Here is a 20662-nt window from a genome sequence, read left to right as displayed (position 1 = left end):
TCCTTTTTCGCCATTTAGCTACTTCCTTTCTGATGAATCGTTTTTACGCGTTGGTGCTGGCTTCGCTGGCTTTTTCCGGGGTAGCCCGGGCCCAGTCGGGCAGTGCGGCTTTTGGGTTTGAGAGCCGGGCCACGGCCAAAGTGGTGCAGGGCACCGACACCCTGCGCAATGCCTGGGCCGGCGGCTTCAACACGCCCCAGTTCAGCTCCATCGACCTGAATAATGACGGCCAGCAGGACCTGTTCGCCTTCGACCACGAGAGCAGCCGCTGCTACACCTTCCTGAGCGTGGCCGCGCCTACGGCCCCCAACGGCCGCCGCTGGCAGTACGCCCCCCAGTACGAAAGCCTGTTTCCCAGTGACCTGCGTGGCTGGGCACTGCTGCGCGACTACGACTGCGACGGCCGCGCCGACTTGTTCACCTTCATCAATGGCGGCGAAATCCGGGTGTTCCGCAACGCGCTGGTGAACGGCCAGCCCAGCTTTTCGCTGGCTACCAACCAGATTCGCTTCGGCGGCAACTTCACGGGCACGGCCAACCTCACCGTGGGCGGCTACAACCTGCCCGCCATTCAGGACGTGAACGGCGACGGCAAGCTCGACATCATGACGTATGATTTCATCAGCGCGTCGTTCATCGAGCAGTATATCAACACCAGCCCGGGCACCTGCGGCAGCGCCCTCACCTTCACGCTCACCACCGACCACTGGGCCGATATCCAGTCCTGCGGCGGTTGCGCCGAATACAAGTTCAATGGCCAGCAATGCTTCACGGCGGCCCGGCCCACCCACACCGGCGGCCATAGCCTGCTGCTGGTGGACCTGGACGGCGACGGCGACCAGGACCTGCTCGACGGCCGCGACAACTGCCCCGAGCTGACGCGCCTAATCAACTCGGGCACTGCAGCGGTGCCGGTGGTAACGCAGGCGGGTGTCAGCGCCAGTTTCCCGTCGGCGGCTACGCCGGTGCGGGTGCCGGTGTTTCCGGCCGGCTATTCGTTCGATGCCAACTTCGATGGCAAGCTGGATTTGGTGGTAGCGCCCAACATGGTGAACAACGTGGCTGACCTGGTGAGCATGCGCAACCACGTGCAGCTGTTCACCAACTCGGCCGCCAGCGGCGCGCCGGTTTATACCAGCCAGCCGGCTGGCTTCCTGCAAAACGACATGATTGACGTGAGCGAGGCCGCCGCGCCCACCTTCGGCGACATCGACGGCGACGGCCTGCCGGATATGCTCATCGGCAACCGGGCCGACCGCGTGAGCAACGTGTACCGCGCCAACCTCACCTATTACCGCAACGTGGGCACCCGCGCCCGGCCGGTGTTCCAACTCATGAACAGCGACTACCTGGGCCTGTCCACCCAAAGCCTGCAAAGCATCAAGCCCGTGCTCGTCGACCTGAACCGCGACGGGGCCCTCGACCTGGCCTACTCCGTTTGGGACCGGGGCACCAACATCATCTACTACATTCTGAATACGGCCGCCGCCGGCCGGCCCGTGGCCTTCAGCGCGGCCAATGCCGTCGATATCAAGCCCCAGTTCGCCACCACCGGCACCGGCCTGATACCCTATTCGAAGGACGACATGCCCTGCTTCACCGATGTGGATAATGATGGCTACGTCGACCTGCTCATCGGCACCAACGAGGTGCGCGAGCCGGGCATGGCCCTGCGCTATTTCCGCAACCGCGCCCGTGGCCCGCTCGACAGCGCCTTTGTGCTGGTGAATAACGACTACGGCCGCATCCGTACCGCCACCGGCGACCGGCCCGCCAACCTGAGCCCCACCGTGGCCGACTTCGACGGCGACGGCCGCCCCGACCTGCTCACAGCCGATGCTACTGGCTACCTGCGCCTGTTTTCCGACTACCGCAACCAGTCGCCCGCCCTGTTCGCCGAGCGCACCGATTTGCAGTACAATCCCCTCACCGCCATCTATGAGCCCACCCGCCTGGGCCTGGGCGACTACTCGCACTGCGCCCTGGCCGCTGCCGACATCAACGGCGACGGCGCGCCCGAGCTCTTCGTGGGCACCGAGGCCGGCGGTGTGCTGAGCTATGGCACCCGCAACCGCACCATCACGGCCACCCGCACCGAGGCCGCCCGCGCCCTGGCCCTGAGTATCTATCCCAACCCCGCCACCGCCACGGCCACCGTCGAAACCGCGCTGCCCACCCGCGTCTCTGTGCTCGACCTCACCGGCCGCGTGGTGCTGGCCGCCGATGCCGCCCAGCGCCGCCACTCACTCACCCTCACCGGCCTGGCCGCCGGCGTGTACCTGGTGCGCGCTGAGGGAGTTGACGGGGCCGCCGTGCAGCGCCTGCTGGTGCGGTAGAAAGGCAAGCCCCGTAGGGGCGACATATCGGTAGTAAAACCAGCTTGTTTGGTTGGAAAAAGCCCCAGCGGGGCGGCACTCGTTCAACGAATGTCGCCCCGCTGGGGCTTTGGCCGTTTATGCCGTTTCTATACTACCGATATGTCGCCCCTACGGGGCTGGCCGGCGGATTGCAAATTATTCCACCAGTTCAAACGCGTCCCCGTCATTCAACGCGGTGAACTTGCTACGGAAATCATCCAGCTCGGCCCGGCTCAGGGTGTGGGTGAAAATACCGTCCTGGTCGTGGGCTTCCACCAGATATTCGCCTTTGGCATCAATCAACGCGGAGTCGCCGGAATAGGCGTGGCCTTTGCCGTCCTCACCGATGCGGTTTACGCCCAGGGTGCAGGCCACATTCTCGATGGCGCGGGCGCGGAGCAGGGTCATCCAGGCGGGGCGGCGCACGGCGGGCCAGTTGGCCACGTAAAGCAGCAGGTCGTAGGGCGCGGCGGGGTGGTTGCGGCTCCAGACGGGGAAGCGCAAATCGTAGCACACCAGCGGGCAGATGCGCCAGCCGCGCCAGTCCTCCACCAGGCGCTCGTGGCCGGGCGTGTAGGTGAGCTGCTCGTTGGCCAGCGTGAAGAGGTGGCGCTTGTTGTAGCAGCTCAGGCTGCCGTCGGGGCGCACCCAGAGCAGGCGGTTGTAGAAGTGGCCGTCTTCCTCGATGATGACGCTGCCGGTGATGACGGCGTCGTGGTCGGCGGCGCGGCGGCGCATCCAGGCCACGGTTTCGCCCTGCATGGTTTCGGCTTGGGCGGCGGCTTCCATGCTGAAGCCGGTGGTGAACATCTCGGGCAGCACGATGATGTCGGCGGGGATGGTTTGCTGGGCCAGGTATTGGTCGAAGGCGGCGCGGTTGGCGGCGGCATCGTGCCAGTGCAGCGCGGTCTGGATGAAGGAAACGGTGAGGTCGGACATAGGAAGCGGCAGTTATTGCGGCCCTGAAACTACGCGCTGGCGCGTTGGCAGGCCCTGTGGGGCCGGCAGTGGGGGGCGGGCATCAGCAGGCGATAAAAGTGCCCTGGCAAAGTCGTCGGGCAATAAACTGGGCCATAACCTTTGCCCGGCCAAGCGGGTAAAATCCTTAATTATCTCTCGTCCACCATTCTTCTGCACTATCCCTATGAAACATTCCATCGTTTGGGCGCTGCTGCTGCTTGGCTGGCTCAGCGCCTGCTCCTCGGCCGTGACTGTGGAACAACAGCCGGGCGTCAATTTCAACCAATACCACTCCTTTGCCTGGGCCGATACCGAGGTGAAAACCTCCGGCGACCAAAACCCGCTGCTGCGCAGCCCCATTGCGCAGGAGCGCATCCGCGAGGCCATTGCCGCCGAGCTGGCCAGGCGCGGCATCCGCGAGGTAGCGAGCAACCCCGATTTCTACATCACCACCCACCTTTTTGTGGAGCAGGCCGAGCGCACCGTCACCGACCCGCCGCCCGTGGGCTACGTCTATCCCTACCTGGTGCGCTACCGGGGTATGCTGCTGCCCGTAAACTATGGCTACTGGTACTCGCCGGCCTACTACCAGACGACGCACACCGAGCAGTACCGCGAAGGCACGCTGGTGCTCGATTTCATCGATGCGAAAACCAACAACCTCGTCTGGCGCGGCTCGGTGGCCGACCCCGTGGACAACCCCGCCCGCTTGGGCAAGCAGTTTGCCCGGGCGGCCAAGGACATCCTCGACAAGTTTCCGAAGGAGAAAATAGGCTCCTGAACCTAGGCACTCGCTATGCACAACGCCCGGCCGTACTGGCCGGGCGTTGTTGTTTAGTTAGGAGTACCGCTAACGGCCATCATAATGATACATATGACTAACTACGGACATTACTCCAGCCGCGTCAGGTACTCGGTTTCTTCCGCCACATCGGCCAGGGCGAGGCGGGACTCGCGAATGAGCAGCACGCTGGCGTAGAGCAGCAGCCCGGCCCCCAGCACGCTGAGCACGGCCACCACCCAGGTGGCGGCGCTGTGGGTGAGTTCGAATACCCCGATGGTGAGAATGCTGGCGATGAACACGCCCAACGTGAGGTGCAGCACCGTCATGGCCTGCTGGAGCAGCCGCGCCCGCCGAATGGCAAACGACAGCTGCTGCCGGAGGTGGGTGCGTTCGGCCGGCTCCGGGGCGGGCTGGTGGCGCTGGTGGTGGTGCAGCAGCCGCGCCACTTCGCGCTGCCGCTCCACGCTGCGGCTCAGGCGCTGTGACGTGGTGAGGATAAGCGAGGCGCAGGCCGACACCAACACCGCCGGCGCAAACATATCGGTGAGGATGCTGAGCGTGCCGGTGAGGGGCATGGTTGCGTGTTAATTATTAAAACGTCATGCAGATAGAACGTCATGCAGAGCGCAGCGAAGCATCTTTACCGCCATCACTAATCCTGTCAATTGGATTACTACTGCGGTAAAGATGCTTCGCTACGCTCTGCATGACGGGCTTATTTAAACGTTCAATTCAGTCGCTACACAATGGCCTTCTCCTCCATATCCTTTTCCACCAGCGGAGCCTTGGTTTTGCCGATGATGTAGCGCAGGCCCTTGTCTTGGGTAAAATAATTCCAGGCCCAGGAGAAGAACACGGCCACGCGGTTGCGGAAGCTCACCAGCGACATGACGTGGATGAAGCTCCAGGCCAGCCAGGCAATGAAGCCGTCGAGGTGGTATTCACGGCCGAAGAGCTTGATATCGGCCACGGCGTGGTTGCGGCCGATGGTGGCCATCGCACCCTTATCGTGGTACACGAAAGTCTCCATGAGCTGGCCGTTGAGCTGGCGTGTCAGGTTGCGGCCCAGCCAGTCGCCCTGCTGAATGGCGGGCTGCGCCACCATGGGATGGCCTTCCGGCGTGGCCTCGGTTTTCATCATTGCAATGTCGCCGATGGCGAAGATGTTCTCGTAGCCGTGCACGCGGTTGTAGCCGTCCACCAGGTAGCGGTTGCCGGCCAGCAAGCAGTCGGCGTTGAGGCCAACGATGGGCGCGCCCGTTACACCTGCCGCCCAAATCAGCGTGCGCGCAATGAGTTGCTGGCCGTTGTTGAGCGTCACGGTGTAGCCGTCGTAGGATTTCACCCGCGTATCGAGCCACACCTGCACGCCCAGCTTCTTGAGGTATTCCAAGGACTTGGCCGAGGCGTTGGCCGACATGCCCTTCAGCAGCACCGGCCCGCTCTGCACCACGTGGATGTCCATTTCCTTGAAGTCGATTTCGCGGTAGTCCTTCGGGAAAACGTGGGTGCGCAGTTCGCTCAGCGCCCCCGCAATCTCCACGCCCGTGGGGCCGCCGCCCACAATCACGAAGTCCAGCATGCTGTTCAGCTGCTCATAATCGCCGAGTTGCAGGGCTTGCTCGAAGTTGGAAAGCACCGTGTTGCGCAGCTCCAGCGCATCTTCCACGCTCTTGATGGCGATGGCGTTTTTGGCCATCACCGCATCGCCGAAGTAGTTGGTATTCGCGCCCGTGGCCAGCACCAGAAAGTCGTAGCGGATGAGGCCGATGGTGGTTTCCACCACCTGCTCAGCAGGATTAACACAGGTAACCTCCGCCAGCCGGAAGTAAAAATTTTCCTGGCCGTTCAGGATTTTGCGAAACGGCGACACGATGTCGCCCTCATCCAGCCCGGCCGTGGCCACCTGGTACAGCAGCGGCTGAAAGGCGTGGTAGTTCTGCTTGTCAATGAGCACCACCTGCACGGGTGCATCGGCCAGAGCCTTGGCCAGCTCCAGGCCGCCGAAGCCGCCGCCCACAATCACCACGCGCGGCTTGCCGAGGTCGTCAATTTTCGTTAACCCTTCCATGGCGGTAAAGATGCGGGCCAGACGCTGGCCCACCATTGGGCTGCTTACCTACTTTGCCGGCCCGAGGTTGCCCGCCCTACTGCGCCTTGCGCCGAAACAGCAGGCGCGGGGCGGGCGCGGTGGCATCATACAGCCGCAGCTCGTCGCCGCTGATTTCGTAGCGCGCCGTTAGGGCCAGGTTGTCGAGGTAGCGCGTTTCGAGGTCCTGCACGGGGCAGGTGGCGCGGGTCGAAATCTGGGGCGTGATGTGCAGCTCCTGCCCGCCACCCGCCAGGCTGTAGCGCCCGCTGAAATTATTGCACGGCCCCAGGCCCACGGTGCAGGTGCCCAGCTCCACAAATTCGAGGTAGGATTTGCTTGTTTCGGAGTAGCTGGAAGCCGCCACCGGGAAGGCGTCAATCTGCGTCAGCTGCCAATGGCTTTGCAGCAGCGCGGCGGGTTGAGTGGGCAGGGCAGCCTCGTCTTTTTCGCAGCTGGCCAGCGCGAAAGTCATCAACAAAGCCAGGGGGAAAAGGCGGCGGGTAGTCATCAGCAGAGTAAGCAAGCGTGGGAGCACAATAGTAGCAGGAAAACGAATAAGTTGGCCGGTATTGCCGCCCAAGGCCGCAGAACCTCGGCGAACCGACGATTTAGCCGGGCGAAATCAGTTGTTATCGAACCCTTTGCGTAAGCAGGGGCGTTGGGTCCGTATCGTCCTCCATTCGTCACCAGTCAATTATTCGCTTATGAACGTGTTATCGCTTTGCTCGTTGTTGATTGGCGGCAGCCTGCTGGGGGCCGCCGTGCCCGCCCCGCCGCCCGCCGAAACCTCTTCCGTTACGGTGGTGGTGTCGTCGCTGGTATCTACCACCGCCGCCGTCCGGCTGTATTTCTACAACACCCGCGAAGGCTTCCTGAAAAGCGGCAAGTGGGCCTTCTCCAAATCCGTAAATCCCCAGGGCAAGAGCGAATTCACGCTGCCCGTCGATTTGCCCAGGGGCGAGTGGGCCGTGGCCATCACCCAGGACCTGAACAACAACGATAAAATAGACAAAAACTTCCTCGGCATCCCCACCGAGCCCTACGCTTTCTCCAACAACGTGCGCCCCACCGTGGCCGCGCCCGGTTTCGATGAATGCAAGTTCACGGTAGGCGAGCCCGGCAAGGTGGTAAGCATCGTGCTGAAAGACTAAAACGTAAAGACAATCATGTTCTTAGTTGAAAAGCCACTGCAAATGCAGTGGCTTTTTTTATGATTTTTTGGTGGCAATAATGGTCTATATAGTACATATTGCATTAATTGATTGTACTTAATTTTTTAAACAAATTCTTGATGAGGTTATATATTAAGAGTGTGCTTATGTTTGAGCTCGGTTTGGATTTTCACACTTTTATTTTGGCTTTATGATGCGAACTTTACTCAGCCTCCGTTCAGGTTCTTTCATGCAGGTCGCCCGCCGTTGCGGGTACGCCGGGATACTGCTGCTGGCCATTGCCGGCACTGCCGGGCAGGCTCAGGCTCAGACGTATGACGTGGGCAATTCGACTAAAAAAAGCGACTTCAACCTGAAAGCCGGAGAAAGTATCTCCATTCGCTTCAACGTGAAGTACGAGGGTACGATAACCATAGAGGGCAATAACGCGACCATCGTCAACAACGGGGGCGATATAACCGGGACGGTGCTGGTGAAAAGCGGCGTGCTCGGCACGGTCATCACCAACCTGGGCGATGTTACCTCGCAGAATATTACGCTGAACGCGCCGGTTACCATCAACAACGGCAGTGCCACGGTGACCAATGCTACCTGGACCGGGTACGTAGACAATCGGTTCGCCGCCAGCGGCATCGTGATTAATAACTACGCCAACTGGGGCAGCCAGATTAACGGCCTGCCCAGCGGCACCATCAACAACAACGGCACCTGGACGGCTTATTTCACGCCCACCGGCACCACCGTCATCAACAACCGGGGCAACTGGACGGCCTCCGACCTGAACTACTCCGGCAGTCTTACCATCAACCACTTCAGCGGCAGCTGGACGACGAACCTCAACCCCGGTACGGCCCTGGCCATCAACAACAGCGCGACCTGGACGCGGGGCTTCAACTTCCCTAGTACCGGCCCTAATAGCTTCGTCAACAACGCGGGCGCCACGGCTACGCTCGACCGCGCCCTGGGCATGGGCAGCAACACCACCATCACCAACAGCGGAGCCATGACCCTGACGCAGGGCATGGGCGACATCAGCGCCAACTCGCTGCTGACCAACAGCCGCGGGGCCACGTTCCGGGTAACGGGCCAACTTGTGAACTACGGCACCGTGAGCAATGCCGGCGTGGTTTCGACCACCGCCAACTTCGCCAACATGAGCGGCGGGAGCATGACGGGGCCGGCCGCGCCGTATCGGGGCAGCTTCACCACTTCCGGCTATTCCTCCAATGCGGGGGCCTTTGGCATGGTGGGCCGCCTCGATTTCTGTGATTCCGGCAATGCTATCGGGTTCGACTCGCAAACGGGTAGCGTGGGTCCCAGCACTAGTTTCTGCTCGCTGCGGCCCCTGCCCGTTGAGCTCACGGCATTCACGGCCGAAGCGGTGAAAGGCACCGTGCAGCTGCGCTGGAATACGGCCACGGAGCGCAACAGCGCCTGGTTTGTGGTAGAGCGCAGCGCCACCGGCAAGGAATTCAGCACCGTGCGCGAGGTAGCGGCCCAGGGCAATTCGACCACCGCCACCGACTACGCCACCACCGATGCCGCGCCCTTGGCCGGCCTGAGCTACTACCGCCTGCGGCAGGTTGATTTGGATGGCAGCGCCGAATACTCGCCGGTCGTAACCGTAGGCCGCAAGGCGAGCTACGAATCCCTCAACTTCTATCCCAACCCCGCCACCGACCGCCTCACTCTCGACCTGACCGCCGCGACGGCCACACCCTGCGAAATGCGCCTGCTAAGCCTGACGACGGGCCAACTGCTGCGGCACGACACGCTGGTGGGCGGCCAGCTCCAGGAAATTTCGCTGGCCGGCATTCCTGCCGGGCTGTACGTGCTGAAGGTGGGCAGCGCGGTGCAGCGCATCGAGAAGCGCTAGAACCGGCGCTTAGTCGCCCCGAAATGGATGCAGCCCGCGACCCAGTCGTTCCACCAGCGTTACGGCGCGGCGGGCGCGGGTGGCGGGCTGTTTGGCTTCGGCTACTAGCCGGGCCATGGCCCGGCGGTGCGCTCCGCTGTAATTGTTGAAAGCTGTTTCGGCCTCAGGCCAGGCGGCCAGGGCTTCGGCTAGCTCGTCGGGCAGGTCCACGTGGTCGGGGTTTGGGTCGGGGGCTATGCTGATTTCCAGCTCCTGGCCCAGCGCAATGCCCACGGCTTTGCACACATCCTTGTTCAGCATGAGGTAGCGCCCGCCGCCTTCCAAGGGCAGCAATCCCAGCCGCAGCGCCTGCCCTCGAATGGTGACGATGACGCGCTTCGCGGCCTTACCGCCGAGGACTTCGAGCACTTCAGCCGGCACCACGATAGTTTGGGTGGGCATGAAGCTGGGGCCGCCCGGCTCCAGCACGGCGCGGAAATGGATGGGTGAAGACATCGGAGTGTAGAGACGCATATTTGCGTCTCGTCGTTAAACGAATATGAATGGCGCGGCCGACAAAACGCAAATATGCGTCTCTACATCCTTTATGAATTTCGGATTTGTCCGGTGCCGCGCACTAGCCATTTGTAGCTCGTCAATTCCTCCAAGCCCATCGGCCCGCGGGCGTGCAGTTTCTGGGTGCTGATGCCGATTTCGGCCCCCAGCCCAAACTGCCCGCCATCGGTGAAAGCAGTGGAGGCATTGGCATACACGGCCGCCGCATCCACGGCATTGAGGAAGGTTTCGAGGTTCACCGCATCCTCCGAGATAATAGCTTCGCTGTGTTTCGAGCCAAATTGGGCAATGTGCTCCAACGCTTCATCCAGCGAAGCCACGGTTTTTACGGCCATTTTCAGGGAGAGAAACTCGGTGCCGAAATGCTCCGCCGTTGCAGGAGCCAGCAAGGCCGCCGGATAGTGACCGGCCAGCGCGACGTAGGCCAGCGCATCGGCAAACAGCTGCACTTCGGCGGCAACCAAAGGGGCCAGTAGCGCCGGTAAATCGGCCAGTCGGCTGGCGTGGATTAACAGGCAATCCAGCGAGTTGCACACGCTCACGCGACGGGTTTTGGCGTTGGCGATGATGGCCGCGCCGCTGGTCAGGTCGCCGGTTTCATCGAAGAAAGTGTGCACCACGCCGGCCCCGGTTTCGATGACGGGCACCCGCGCATTTTCCCGCACGTAGTTGATGAGCACCTGGCTGCCGCGCGGAATCACCACATCGACAAATCCCACGGCCCGCAGCAGCGCCTCGGTGGCGGCGCGTTCGGGCGGCAGCAGCGTGGCCACGGCGGGCGGCAGGCCGTGGCGGGCCAGCACGGGCGCGGCCACCGCCAGCAGCGCGGCGTTGGAAAACGCGGCATCCGAGCCGCCCTTCAGCAGGCAGGCGTTGCCGGTTTTCAGACACAGCGCCAGGCTGTCGATGGTGACGTTGGGACGGGCCTCGTAGATAATTCCGATGACGCCCAGCGGTACCCGCACTTTGCTTAGCTGTAAGCCATTCGGCATTGTTTTCTGGCTGAGAATTGCGCCCACCGGCGAGGGCAGGGCGGCCACGGTGCGCAGGTCGGCAGCGATGCCGGCCAGGCGCTCGGGCGTGAGGCGGAGGCGGTCGTGGCGCGGGTCGGTTTCGGGCATGCCGGCCAGGTCGCGGGTGTTTTCGGCCAGCAGAAAGCTGGTTTCGGCCACCAGCGCATCGGCCAGGTCGCGCAGCAGCGCATCGGTGGCGGCGGGGGCGAAGGCGGCCAGCAGGCGGCTGGCCTGCCGGGTGGCTTGAAATTGCGGGCTCAGGTCCACGTTAGGCGAGGTCAGGATTCAGAAACAGGTAATCATAATGCACCAACGGGCGCTGGTGCTGGTGCCCCAGCCGCTCCAAGGCCTTATCGAGGCCGTATTCGGCAATGCCGAGGCCCAGCGAGAGGCCGGCTTCGTCGGCAATCTGTACAATATCACCTTTTTTAAATTCTCCTTCGATGCCGAGAATGCCCACCGGCAGCAGGCTCACGGCCTTGCCGGGCGTGCTGAGGGCGGCGCGGGCCCCGGCGTTCACGCGCACGGTGGCTTTCACGGCGCTATGCGCGTGGGCCAGCCATTTCTTTTTGCCCGAGGCCGTTTTGCTGGGCCGAAACCAGGTGCTGAGCGCAGTGCCGGCCAGCACGCCGGGCAGAATATCCGTCGTTTTGCCGTTGGCAATGTGCACGCTGATACCCAGCTTGGCCACTTTGTGCGCCATGTGGCACTTGGTGAGCATGCCGCCGCGCCCAAACTGCGAGCGCTGCGCGGTGATGAACTGCTCGAAACCAGTATCAGCCGGCGCGATTTCCCGAATCAGCTCGGAGTCCGGCAGGCGCGGGTCGCCGGTAAAAATGCCGTCCACGTTGCTGAGAATAATCAGCGCATCGGCATCGAGCTGGGCCGCGATGAGGCTGGCCAGCTCGTCATTGTCCGTAAACATCAGCTCCGTGACGGAAATGACATCGTTCTCATTCACAATAGGAATGACCTGCTGCTGGAGCAACTCCTGGAAGCAGTTGCGCATGTTGAGGTAGTGCTGCCGGTCGCGGAAATCCTCTTTGGTCACCAGCACCTGGGCGCAGAGCAGGCCGTGCTTGGCCAGCAGCTCGGCGTAGGTGCTCAGCAGCTTCACCTGGCCCACGGCGGCCAGGAGCTGGCGGCTGCGCACGGCATCGGCTTGGGCCGGCACGGTGATGAGGCTGCGCCCCGCTGCCACCGCGCCCGATGATACCACGATGACTTCGAGCCCCTGGGCTTTGAGCTGCACAATCTGGTCCACGAGGTGGGCCATGCGGGGCAGGTCGGGCAAGCCGTTGTCCTGGGTGAGGACGTTGGAGCCGATTTTGACGACGAGGCGGCGATAGGGGAGGGGCATGGGCAATGCGTTAATAGCCCTGCAAAGATGTGCCCGCCGCTCTGCCCGCCCGCACTTGCCTTCCGATAACAACCGGTTCAGTTCCGGAGACAACTGCTTCAGCTCGGAAGGTAACCAGTTCGGTTATGAAGACAACCAGTTAGGTTCCGAAGGCAACTGGTTCGGTTCCGAAGGCAACTAGTTATGCTCAGCGAGCAACCGGTTCAGTTCGGAAGACAACCGGTTCGGGTCGGACCCAAACAAGTTGCCCCCGGAACCCAACTGGTTTGGGTCCGAGGGCAACTTGTTTGGTTTGGGCGGATGGCGGCTAGGCGATGGCAGGTGCCAGCTCCCGCAGCTGCTTGTTGATAAAATCCACCTCCTCAAACGTGAGCTGGAAATTCATGGCGCGGGCGTTTTGCACGGCCTGCTCGGGGTTGCGCGCCCCTACCAACGCCACCGATATGCCGGGCTGCGCCAGCGTCCAGCGCAGCACGAGCTGGCTGAGGGTGGCGTTTTTGGTTTCGGCCAGCGGGCGGATTTTGTTGAGTACGGTGTTCACACGCTTCACGTTTTCGGGGGTGAAGAAGCGGTTGCCGTTGCGCAGGTCGCCTTCGCCGAACTCCTGGCCGGGCTTCATTTTGCCGGTGAGCAGTCCTAATTGTAAGGGGCTGTAGACCAGAATAGACTTGTTGTTTTCGATGCAGTACGGCACCACGTCGGCCTCAATATCGCGGCGCAGCATGCTATAAGGCACCTGGTTTGAAACAATATTCAGGGTCTTTTCGGCTTCCTGCATCTGGGCCACCGAGTAGTTGCTCACGCCGGCGGCCCGCACTTTACCTTGTTCGATGAGGCGACTCACGGCTTCCATCGTTTCGTCAATCGGGGTGGTCACATCGGGCCAGTGCTGCTGGTAGAGGTCGATGTAGTCGGTGCCGAGGCGGCGCAGGCTGTTCTCGCACTCTTTGATGATGCTGTCGCGGCCGGCGTACTTGTACACGTCGAGGTCGTGGCCGTCGTTGTCCTTGGTTTTCATGGCGAAATCGCCTTTCGCCAAATCCCAGCGCATGCCAAATTTGGTAAGGATTTGCACCTTGTCGCGCGGCAGGCTTTTGATGGCTTCGCCCACGATTTCCTCGCTGAAGCCCATGCCATACACCGGCGCGGTGTCGATGCTGGTCACGCCCAGTTCGTAGCTGGCGTGGATGGCGCCCACGGCGTCGTTTTGCTCGGTGCCGCCCCACATCCAGCCGCCGGCTGCCCAGCTGCCAAAGGTGATGCGCGAAACGGAAACGTCGGAGGAGCCTAGTTTTTGATATTCCATGAGGATTGATGGTCGGGTTGAAGGAAAATGGCCGCGTTGGGGCCGGGGGTGTTAACCGGGCTTTGGGGATGAAGGTTGTGGAGCAAGGGAAGAGAGGAAGGAAAAGCACGTCATGCTGAGCGCAGTCGAAGCATCTCTACTGCAATACTAAATGAATTGCGTTGTGCGGTAGAGATGCTTCGACTGCGCTCAGCATGACGTTCCAATCATCTTCAATCTTCACCCGAAACTTTTCGCCCCATCAGTTTCTTTTAGCCACTTCCATTGCTTCAAAATACCCAACGATATGAAAGTTGAAATCTGGTCCGATGTGGTGTGCCCGTTCTGCTACATCGGCAAGCGCAAGTTTGAAAATGCCCTCAAAGACTTCGCGCACCGCGACGAAGTGGAAGTGGTGTGGCACAGCTTCCAGCTCACGCCCGACTTCGAGCCCATTCCCGGCGAGAGCATCCACGAGTCGCTGGCCAAGAAAAAGGGCGTTTCGGTGGAGGAAGGCCGCAAAATGAACGACTACATGACCACCGCCGCCAAGGAAGTGGGCTTGGATTATCAATTCGATAAAACCATTCCGGCCAACACCTTTCTGGCGCACCAGCTCATCCATCTCGGCGCGCACCACGGCAAGCAGGATGCCACCAAAGAGCGCCTGATGGCCGCCTACTACCTCGAAGGCCAGAATATCGGTGACCTCGACACGCTGGTGAAGCTCGGCACCGAAGTCGGCCTCGATGCCACCGAAAGCCGCGAAGCCCTCACGGCCGGCACCTACGCAAATGCGGTGCGCCTCGATGAATATCAGGCCCAGCAAATCGGCGTGCGCGGCGTGCCCTTCTTCGTATTTGAGGACAAATACGCCGTGTCCGGCGCGCAACCCAGCGAGCTATTCGCCGAAGTGCTGGAGAAGGTGTATGATGAGTTCAAGCCCACCAAACCCGCCCTGACCATGGTGGCCGACGGTGACGCCTGCGGCCCCGACGGCTGCGAAGTGTAGCGAAAAAAACATCATTAAAAAAGCCTCAGCAAACACTGCTGAGGCTTTTTTAATAATATTAGTGGATTGGTTGCGTCCCGGAGCGCAGCTGTTCCTGTAGCGCTTCGGCTTGCTGGCGGGCCAGCACTTTGTCGGTCACATCCACGATGAAGGCCAGAATGCCCAGCGTAGCGCCCTGCTCGCTGAGCAGCGGCTGATAGGTGAAGTCGACATAGCGGAGCTCCGGGCGGTCCGTAGTGGGGTCGTAGAGTTGGACGGGCATTTCGCGGCCCTGGAAAGGCACGCCCGTGGTATAGACTTGGTCGAGCAGGCCGATGAAGCCTTGCTCCACCACTTCCGGCAGTGCTTCGGCCACCGTGAGCCCCAGCTGGGTGCGGCCGCCGGACAGCTCCTGGTAGTGCTCGTTGAAGAATGAAAAGCGGTGCTCCGGCCCGGTGAGCGTGGCAATGCTGGCCGGCACCTGCCCCAGAATCTGGCTCAGCAGGCGCTGCTGCTGGGCGGCGGAAGTACGGTGCTGCTCGGCATCGGCCAGGGCGGTTTCGAGCTGCTTGGTGCGCTCGGCCACGCTGCCTTCGAGCAGCTGTTGCACTTTCAATACTTCCTCCTGATTGGTAAGCAGTTCGGCGTTGCTTTCGTGCAGGGCACGGTTCACGGCCGCGAGCTGGTCGTTGAGGTCCTGGATTTGCTGGCGGGCCTGCACCTGCTCGCTCACCTCGGTGGCTACCACCATGGCACCCGTGATGGTGCCGTCGTCTTCGCGCAGCGGCAGGTACACGAAGTTCCAGTACACGGACTCGGGCTGGCCATTGCGCACAATGGTGGAGAGCATTTCCTTGGCTACGTGCGGGTTGCCGGTGGCCATCACCTCATTCAGTAGGTCATCGAAGCCCTGGCCGGTAATCTCGGGCAGCAGCTCGAACAGCGGCGTGCCGATGGCCTGCGCCGGCGTGCGGTCCCATAGCTCCAACACCTTGGGGTTGGCCAGCTCAATGACGAACTGGGGGCCGCGGTAAGTGGCAATGGCCACTGGAGCCTGCTCAAAAATGCGGGCCAGCTCGCCGCGCTGCCATTCGGCGGCTTCGCGGGCTGCCTGCTCGCGCACCTGCGCATCGTGTAGCTGCCGGGCATCGCGGGTTTGGGCCGTGATGTCGACCACGGTGTGGAGCAGGTGCGTTACGCGGCCCTGCTCATCAAGCACCGGCGCATTGCGGGACTGCCAGTAGCGCTCAATGAACTGGCCGGGCTGCGCCGGGTCGGGCGTGTCGTAGGGTTGCACGGGCAGCTCGTGCGGCTGGCCGGTAGCCACCACCTGCTCCATCGAGGCGCGCACATCGCGCACGCTGTGTGCTTCCGGGGTATCGGGGTTGTCGGGAAATACGTCGAATACGTAGCGCCCAATCATATCGGAACGCTTCATGCCGGTTGCGGTCAGGTACGTGTCGCTGACCGCCTCAATCAGCAGTTCGGGCGAAAGCAGCAGGCTGGCGCTGGGCAGGGCACTAAAGATGGATAACAGGTCCGAAGCAAGGGTGGGCATAAATCAGATGTGAGGACGGCGATAATGGAGTGCGAAATACGCAGATTTTAACAACTTGGCTAGGCGGGCCGCACCATGGGAATGTGCGGAATGCCGTCCTCCACATACATCGGCCCCGACTGCTCGTAACCGAATTCGTTGTAAAACCGCTCCAGGTGCTGCTGCGCCCCTATTTTATTGGCCTGTGGGCCGAATAAGGAATCCGAAAAGGCCAGCGCCTGCCGCATCAGTTCGCGGCCCAGGCCGTACTGCCGGAAGGGCTGCGCCACAATCACGCGGCCGATGCTGGCCTGCTCGCCACTCTTGCCCGCATCGAAGAGCCGGGCGTAGGCGGCCAGCTCGCCGGCTTCGTTGTAGCCCAGCAGGTGGTGGGCATCCATGTCCAGCCGGTCAATATCCTGAAAAGCACAGTTTTGCTCTACCACAAACACCTCGGAGCGCAGGCGCAGCAGGTCGTAGAGAATCAGGCTTGGAAGGGCGGCGAAGGGAAGGCAATGCCAGCGAATGGTCATAAGCGGGGTTCTATTTGGGCATTTTCTCAACGTCTTTCAACGTCAATACACGGTACTGAATCCCCAAATTAGCGGCATTCTGCTCTACAGTGGTTGGGAAGCCGGCCTTTTTTCGGCGCTCGTTCACGCTGGCCGCCTCCTGAATAGGCCACACGAAGGGCGGCTGCGCCTCGCGCCGGCCGGTTTGGGGGTTCAGCACGCTGTAGCCAAACGCCTGGGTGCCATAAATCTGCGCCTTGCCGTCGCGCATCAGCTGGCGGTCCAGCATCTGGGCGTAGAGGTAAAACGGTAATTCACCCTTGCTAGCAGCCTTTTTGATGAGCGGCAGGTAGTGGTCGATGTCGTCGGAATGCTGGATGACGTACCACGCGGCCTCGTTCGTGGGCTCGCCCACAAGCGTCTTGCCGGGGTAGCCGTACTGTTTCAAAATCTGCTTCACCCGCACCAGATTGGTCGAATCCGTGCGTAGCATCTGGCCCGGGATGTAGGTGGGCAGGCTTTCCCGCGTCACGCCCAGCGCACGGGCCAGCGAGTCGGGCCGGTGCCGCTGGTGTGGGTCGAAGAGCATGCTGCGCCACTTCTGGTCCACGGCGTATATGCTGTCCAGTTCGTGCTTCAGGCGCGCATTCTGCGGCGTCGTTTGGGCAGCGGCGAGTTGTGGCAGCAGCCCCAGCAGCAAGACGAAAAACAGAGATTTCATGCTGTCAAATTACGCCGTCACTGCCTCCTCGCTGCCCAGCTCACTCAGCACGCGCTTGGCCTGCTGAATGGACCGCACTTCCTCAAACGTCACAATGAGCTGGGCCTTGTGTTCCTTCAGCTTGGCCGTGCGCGGGTGCGTTTGCACGTAGTTGAGGATGGTGCCGAACTGCTCGCCCTGGAAGTAGGCCTTGTGGTCGTCGTCGGCGGGCAGGTAGCCCTTCAGCGTGTCGCGCTTGAGGGTGATTTTGGCGAAGCCCACCTTGCAGGCCTGCCAGCGCAGCCGCACAATGTCGGCCAGCTGCTCTACCTCCGGTGGCATCGGCCCGAAACGGTCCACCATGCTGGCCAGCAGCTTGCGTAGCTCCTCCGGCTTCTGGGCGCGGTCGAGCTTGGCATAAAGTTGTAATCGCTCCGAGACGTTGCTCACGTACTTTTCGGGGATGAGCACCTGCTGGTCCGTTTCCACGTTGCACTCCTGCACGCGGCCCGCGCCGGCCGCCAGCTGCAGCCGCTGCTGCGAGTTCGCATCGCCCAGAAACAGGTCGCGGAATTCAGTTTCCTTCAATTCCGTCACCGCCTCGTCCAAAATCTGGTGGTAAGTCTCGTAGCCCAAATCATTGATAAAGCCCGACTGCTCACCGCCCAGCAAATTGCCCGCGCCGCGAATATCCAGGTCGCGCATGGCCACGTTGAAACCCGCGCCGAGGTCCGAAAACTCCTCCAGCGTGCTCAGGCGCTTGCGGGCATCGGCCGGCAGCTGCGCCACTGGCGGCGTCAGCAGGTAGCAGTAGGCCTTGCGGTTGGAGCGGCCTACGCGGCCGCGCATCTGGTGCAAATCTGAAAGGCCGGCCAGGTGGGCGCGGTTGATAATGATGGTGTTGGCGTTGGGGATATCGAGCCCACTTTCGATGATGTTTGTTGAAACCAGCACATCGTACTCGCCTTCCACGAACTTCATCATGCGCTTTTCCAGCATCTCGCCGTCCATCTGCCCGTGGGCGAAGGTGATTTTCGCATCCGGCACTAGTCGCAGAATCGTGCCGGCCATTTCCTCAATGTCCTTCACGCGGTTGTGCACGAAAAACACCTGCCCGCCGCGCTTCAATTCCCGCGCCACCGCGTCCCGAATCAGAATCTCGTCATACACGTGCAGCTCCGTGTTCACCGGCTGCCGGTTGGGCGGTGGCGTGGCAATCACGCTCAAATCGCGCGCTCCCATCAGCGAGAAGTGCAGCGTACGCGGAATCGGCGTGGCCGAGAGCGTGAGCGTGTCCACGTTCACCTTCAGTTCCTTGAGCTTGTCCTTGGTCTTGACGCCGAATTTCTGCTCTTCGTCAATAATTAGGATGCCCAAATCCTTAAACTTAATGTCCTTATTGGTTAGCCGGTGCGTGCCAATCAGAATATCGGTTTTGCCCTCCGCCACGCGCCCTAATGTCTCCTTAATCTGCTTCGTCGACTTAAACCGGTTGATGTATTCCACCGTCACCGGCAGCGTGGCCAGCCGGTCGCGGAAGGTCTTGTAGTGCTGCATCGCCAGAATAGTCGTCGGCACCAGCACGGCCGCCTGCTTGCCATCGGCCACGGCCTTGAACGCCGCCCGAATGGCAATTTCCGTCTTGCCAAAGCCCACATCGCCGCAAATCAGCCGGTCCATCGGGTGGGGCTGCTGCATGTCGTTTTTCACGTCCTCCGTGGCCTTGGCCTGGTCGGGCGTGTCCTCGTAAATGAAGCTCGATTCCAACTCCGCCTGCAAAAATCCATCCACCGAAAACGCGAAGCCCGGCGCAGTCTTCCGCTTGGCATAGAGCCGAATAAGGTCGGCCGCAATGTCCTTCACCTTCTTCTTTACCGACTTCTTCTTGTTCTCCCACTCCGGCGAGCCCAGCTTGCTCATCGTGGGCGGCGAGCCCTCCGCGCCGCTGTATTTCGCAATCTTATGCAGCGAGTGAATGCTAACCGTCAGCAAGTCATCATCCCGATAAACGAGGCGAATAGCCTCCTGAATCTGCCCGTTAATTTCCACCTGCGTCAGGCCCGCGAAACGCGCAATTCCATAATCCTGGTGCGTCACGTAATCACCCGGTTGCAGCGTTTTTAATTCGCGCAAAGTCAGCGCTTTTTTCTTCGAGAATTTCCGCGCTTCCTGCGCCCGGTAATAGCGCTCAAACAACTGGTGGTCGGTATAAACGGCCAATTCAAGCTGCTCATCAATAAAGCCTTCGCGCAGCGCCATCAGCAAATGCTGGAACTGCACGTTGTTGTCCAACTCGTCAAATATCGTTCGCAGCCGGTCGGCCTGCCGCACGGTATCGGCGGTAATTATCGTGGTGAAATTACGCAGCTGGTTTTCCTTCAAATTCTTCACCATTCGCTCGAATTCCTTATTGAAACTCGGCTGCGGCTTGGCGCTAAATTGAAACGTGTCGGCGTTTTTGAAATGAAACCGCTTTCCGAATTCCACCACCGCGAATTCATCGAGCAGCTTCTTAAAGCTCTTGCCCGATTCAAATAAATCTCCCGGCTTGCTCACTATTTGCATGCCGCCGCTTTCGCTCAGCATCTGCTGAAAATTCGCCTCCGCTTTCTCGAATAATTCCGTCACTACGTCCAGCGTCTGACGCACGTCTTTGGCCCAGATACAGGCCGTGCGGGGCAGGAAATCAAAGAATGCCTCCCGCGTTTCGGTCAGCATCTTGGTCTGCACATTGGGAATAATGCTGATGCTGGGCCGCGCCTCTACCGATAATTGCGTCTCGGGATTAAACGTCCGAATGCTCTCAATTTCATCGCCGAATAATTCGAGCCGAAACGGCAATTCATTCGCGTAGCTGAACACGTCCACAATGCCGCCGCGCACCGCGTATTGCCCCGCTTCGTACACGAAATCCGTCTTCTCAAAATCGTACTCGCCCAGCAGCTCGCCCAAAAAAATCACGTCCAGCTTGTCGCCCACCTTCGCATTGAACGTGTTTTTAACCAAACTCTGCCGGTTAATCACCTTTTCCGTCAGCGCCTCCGGGTAGGTCACGATAAACACGCTGTTGCCCGTGCTGGCCGCCCGCGTCGTGTTGATGCGGTTCAGCGCCTCGGCGCGCATCAGCACGTTAGCATTCTCGGTTTCGTCAAACTGGTAGGGCCGCTTGTAGGAGCTTGGGAACAGCAGCACTTCCGGTCCCTCCGGCAGCAGGTGCTGCAAATCGGCCAGGAAATACGCCGCCTCGTCCTTGTCGTGCATGATGAACACGTGCGGGTGCTGGGCGTGCGCCACCGCGGCCGCTACCACCGCGTCCTGGCTGCCCACTAGGCCGCGCAGGTGCAGGCGGAGACTGCTGGGGTTGGGCTTGGCGGCTTCGCGCAAGCGGGAGGCCAGCACCTGGAGCTCGGGGGAAAGGCGATATAAACGAAGAAAGTCAGCTACTTGCACAAAGAATCAGGCTAGGAC

Annotated in this window: 17 protein-coding genes; 5 read left to right on the top strand and 12 right to left on the bottom strand. The window is 61.1% G+C overall.

Features of this window, described 5'->3' with window-relative positions; genetic code table 11:
• Positions 1 to 32 precede the first annotated feature (32 nt).
• A complete protein-coding gene (locus ACYU70_RS17920) occupies positions 33 to 2336 on the top strand; it encodes a T9SS type A sorting domain-containing protein (RefSeq protein ID WP_342297018.1) in 2304 nt (767 codons plus the stop codon).
• 177 nt (positions 2337 to 2513) lie between these two features.
• Here ACYU70_RS17920 and ACYU70_RS17915 read toward each other — a convergent pair whose 3' ends face one another.
• Positions 2514 to 3296, bottom strand: coding sequence for an amidohydrolase (locus ACYU70_RS17915; protein ID WP_342297020.1), 783 nt, complete (start codon positions 3294 to 3296; stop codon positions 2514 to 2516).
• A gap of 205 nt (positions 3297 to 3501) precedes the next feature.
• Between ACYU70_RS17915 and ACYU70_RS17910 the strand changes: the two genes are divergently transcribed.
• Positions 3502 to 4098, top strand: a complete 597-nt coding sequence (locus ACYU70_RS17910) for a DUF4136 domain-containing protein (RefSeq protein ID WP_342297021.1) — start codon at positions 3502 to 3504, stop codon at positions 4096 to 4098.
• Between the two features lie 110 nt (positions 4099 to 4208).
• Here ACYU70_RS17910 and ACYU70_RS17905 read toward each other — a convergent pair whose 3' ends face one another.
• The 3 genes from ACYU70_RS17905 to ACYU70_RS17895 form a co-directional block, all read right to left on the bottom strand.
• Positions 4209 to 4676 (bottom strand): DUF2721 domain-containing protein, encoded by a 468-nt coding sequence (locus ACYU70_RS17905; RefSeq protein ID WP_342297022.1) that lies wholly within the window; start codon positions 4674 to 4676, stop codon positions 4209 to 4211.
• A 164-nt stretch (positions 4677 to 4840) separates the two neighbouring features.
• Positions 4841 to 6172 carry an NAD(P)/FAD-dependent oxidoreductase gene (locus ACYU70_RS17900; RefSeq protein ID WP_342297023.1) on the bottom strand — a complete coding sequence of 444 codons (1332 nt, stop codon included), beginning with the start codon at positions 6170 to 6172 and terminating at the stop codon, positions 4841 to 4843.
• A gap of 76 nt (positions 6173 to 6248) precedes the next feature.
• Positions 6249 to 6701, bottom strand: coding sequence for an META domain-containing protein (locus tag ACYU70_RS17895; protein ID WP_342297025.1), 453 nt, complete (start codon positions 6699 to 6701; stop codon positions 6249 to 6251).
• A gap of 196 nt (positions 6702 to 6897) precedes the next feature.
• Here ACYU70_RS17895 and ACYU70_RS17890 point away from each other — a divergent pair, with 196 nt between their 5' ends.
• A complete protein-coding gene (locus tag ACYU70_RS17890; protein ID WP_342297026.1) occupies positions 6898 to 7344 on the top strand; it encodes a DUF2141 domain-containing protein in 447 nt (148 codons plus the stop codon).
• Between the two features lie 250 nt (positions 7345 to 7594).
• A complete protein-coding gene (locus tag ACYU70_RS17885) occupies positions 7595 to 9241 on the top strand; it encodes a hypothetical protein (RefSeq protein WP_342297027.1) in 1647 nt (548 codons plus the stop codon).
• Positions 9242 to 9250: 9 nt separating this feature from the next.
• Here ACYU70_RS17885 and ACYU70_RS17880 read toward each other — a convergent pair whose 3' ends face one another.
• The 4 genes from ACYU70_RS17880 to ACYU70_RS17865 form a co-directional block, all read right to left on the bottom strand.
• Positions 9251 to 9736: a YdeI/OmpD-associated family protein gene (locus ACYU70_RS17880; RefSeq protein WP_342297028.1), complete on the bottom strand. Its 486-nt coding sequence runs from the start codon at positions 9734 to 9736 to the stop codon at positions 9251 to 9253.
• 89 nt (positions 9737 to 9825) lie between these two features.
• The gene (locus tag ACYU70_RS17875) at positions 9826 to 11076 is read right to left on the bottom strand and encodes a glutamate-5-semialdehyde dehydrogenase (protein ID WP_425293320.1); all 1251 of its coding nucleotides are present in this window, start codon (positions 11074 to 11076) and stop codon (positions 9826 to 9828) included.
• Position 11077: 1 nt separating this feature from the next.
• Complete coding sequence (gene proB, locus ACYU70_RS17870) at positions 11078 to 12169, bottom strand: glutamate 5-kinase (protein ID WP_342297030.1); 1092 nt, start codon at positions 12167 to 12169, stop codon at positions 11078 to 11080.
• A 307-nt stretch (positions 12170 to 12476) separates the two neighbouring features.
• Positions 12477 to 13475, bottom strand: a complete 999-nt coding sequence (locus tag ACYU70_RS17865; RefSeq protein ID WP_342297032.1) for an aldo/keto reductase — start codon at positions 13473 to 13475, stop codon at positions 12477 to 12479.
• 286 nt (positions 13476 to 13761) lie between these two features.
• On the opposite strand from ACYU70_RS17865, the gene ACYU70_RS17860 reads away from it, so the two are divergent.
• Positions 13762 to 14466 (top strand): DsbA family oxidoreductase, encoded by a 705-nt coding sequence (locus tag ACYU70_RS17860; protein WP_342297033.1) that lies wholly within the window; start codon positions 13762 to 13764, stop codon positions 14464 to 14466.
• A gap of 58 nt (positions 14467 to 14524) precedes the next feature.
• On the opposite strand, the gene ACYU70_RS17855 is transcribed toward ACYU70_RS17860, so the two are convergent.
• From ACYU70_RS17855 to mfd, 4 genes are read right to left on the bottom strand one after another with little or no spacing between them, the layout of a single operon-like run.
• Positions 14525 to 16003 carry a PAS domain-containing protein gene (locus ACYU70_RS17855; protein WP_342297035.1) on the bottom strand — a complete coding sequence of 493 codons (1479 nt, stop codon included), beginning with the start codon at positions 16001 to 16003 and terminating at the stop codon, positions 14525 to 14527.
• Between the two features lie 59 nt (positions 16004 to 16062).
• Positions 16063 to 16515: a GNAT family N-acetyltransferase gene (locus ACYU70_RS17850; protein ID WP_342297036.1), complete on the bottom strand. Its 453-nt coding sequence runs from the start codon at positions 16513 to 16515 to the stop codon at positions 16063 to 16065.
• Between the two features lie 10 nt (positions 16516 to 16525).
• Positions 16526 to 17215, bottom strand: a complete 690-nt coding sequence (locus ACYU70_RS17845; RefSeq protein ID WP_342297038.1) for a DUF6624 domain-containing protein — start codon at positions 17213 to 17215, stop codon at positions 16526 to 16528.
• Between the two features lie 9 nt (positions 17216 to 17224).
• Positions 17225 to 20644 (bottom strand): transcription-repair coupling factor, encoded by a 3420-nt coding sequence (gene mfd, locus ACYU70_RS17840; RefSeq protein ID WP_425293321.1) that lies wholly within the window; start codon positions 20642 to 20644, stop codon positions 17225 to 17227.
• Positions 20645 to 20662 lie beyond the last annotated feature (18 nt).

The sequence above is a fragment of the Hymenobacter segetis genome, assembly GCF_054776495.1.
This window is presented reverse-complemented; position numbering and strand designations above follow the sequence as displayed.